Annotated in this window: 1 protein-coding gene; it reads left to right on the forward strand. The window is 49.5% G+C overall.

Features of this window, described 5'->3' with window-relative positions; genetic code table 11:
* The coding region (locus KDK19_RS20700; RefSeq protein WP_257292847.1) for a hypothetical protein at positions 1 to 1709 on the forward strand (1709 nt) is incomplete at its 5' end.
* Positions 1710 to 2095: the final 386 nt, after the last annotated feature.

Raw genomic sequence — 2095 nt, forward strand, 5'->3', positions numbered from 1 at the left:
CTGAACAAGACCCACCTCATTATCAGCCATCAGAATCATCAGACCAGCATGCCCCGCACGGCAGCAGCAGTCACATCAGAGGCTATTTCACCAATCTCCTGTTTTCTGACTCTGCCGACGGTGACGAAGATCCTGAACAACACCTGCATACTATGGGTTTAAATTGTTATATCCATCCCTGTAATGGTGTTTGTCGATTTCGACCATCTTCCGACTCATCCAATAGCGTAGTGCCAGATTGTGAAGAAAGTTCGACATACGACACTGAAGAAACATCCGGAGAACGTTCATGCTCCCACGCGGCCAACAGACTCTGCTATCGTTGCAGCCCTGTAGATGGGGTCGCCTCAGACGGGGCCGCGGACTCAATGGGTGCAGGGGCAGCAGGTACCATTGACTCCAACGGGCAAAAAACCTGTAACGTGATCTTAGTCGGTGAAGATGGCCAACTGCGGCAATGCCAGAAAGTCTACAAGAATCAAAAATCACTTACGTCTCACAAAGCCAGATACCATACCGGGCAAAAAACCTGTGACGGAACGGTTGTCGGGGAGGATGGCCAGCCACGGTCATGCGGAATGGTCTGCCAGAATGCTAATGCCCTCGCTTATCACAAAAGAAGCGTCCACACCGTAAAACAAAAACAAACCTGTACCATGACCGTGGTTGGGAAAGATGGCCAGCAGCGACCATGCGGAAAGACCTACGATAATGTTCAAACCCTGTCGAATCACAAAAGGATATACCATAGCGGGCAAAAAAGCTGTCATGTAACAGTAGTCGGCGAGGATGGCCAGCCACGGCCATGCGGAATGGTCTTCCGGCATATTGGAGCGCTGGCGGGTCACAAAACAAGATGCCATACCGGACAAAAAACCTGTGTCGTGATGGTGATCGGGAAAAATGGCCAGCCGCAGCCATGCGGCACAGTCTGCAATAATGCTAAAGCCCTGTCAGCTCACAAAAACAATCACCATAGCGGGCAACGAACCTGTGACATAACCGTGATTGGGGAGGATGGCCAGCCTCGTCGATGCGGGGAGGAATGCACAAGTTCTCATGCTCTGACGTTTCACAAAAGAACCTCCCACACTGGACAACAAACCTGTGACGTAACCGTCGTTGGAAAAGATGGCCAAAAGCGACTATGCGGGGCAGTCTGCAAGAACGCTCAAAACCTGTCGGGTCACAAAAGCAGAATGCACAGCGGGGAACGAACCTGTGACGTGATCATGACCGGGGAGGATGGCCAGCAGCAGCCATGCAGGAAAGTCTACAAGAGTTATCAGGAACTGAGGGATCACATAAGAAAAGATCACAGCGGGAAACAAACCTGTGAGGAAACTGTAATTGGGAAGAACAGGCAGCAGCGGCCGTGCGGGGCGGTGTGTAAGAGTGCTTTAGCCCTTTCGGTTCACAAAAGCGCATACCATACCGGGTCAAAAACCTGCTATGTAACACTAACCGGAGAGGATGGCCGACCATGGCCATGCGGAAAGCTCTTCGATAATGCCAAAGCCCTGTCGATCCACAAAAGAAAAGACCACAGCGAGCCACAAACCTGCGATATGACGGTGGTCGGAGAGGATGGTCTGCAGAGGCCGTGCGGGACTGTCTGCAAGAATGCTTTTGAACTGACGCGACATAAAGGAATACATCGCAAACGCAAGCTTGTTGATGTAGAACGAAACAATGACCTCACGCCTTGAAATGGCACCCGCCCTTCATGAAGAAGACACAAAAACACTCTTTATTCTGACCAGCAGAGACGTCTTTCTATGCTCAAACCCTTATTCATCCTTACCTGTAAGACAGAAATTGTTATATCTATTCTGGACAAGCAACCTACAACGTAATTTCAGTCGGCAAGGATGGCCAGACAAAAAGATCTCACCGGCATCAGGATGAATGAATTACCGTGATGAATGACGGGTTATGCGTAGCTTTTGCTTCTCGGAAGGAGCAGGAGAAAAGATATTTTGCAACACCTTCTTGATGAAGAGATAAAAAACACGCTTGTTTTCCTGATCTATCCTTCTTCTCTGTAAACCAGAGGACAAGGATAGAATTATTAAACACTCACTTTTTGCGGCAC

The sequence above is a fragment of the Endozoicomonas sp. ONNA1 genome, assembly GCF_024606325.1.
Lineage (GTDB): Bacteria > Pseudomonadota > Gammaproteobacteria > Pseudomonadales > Endozoicomonadaceae > Endozoicomonas_A.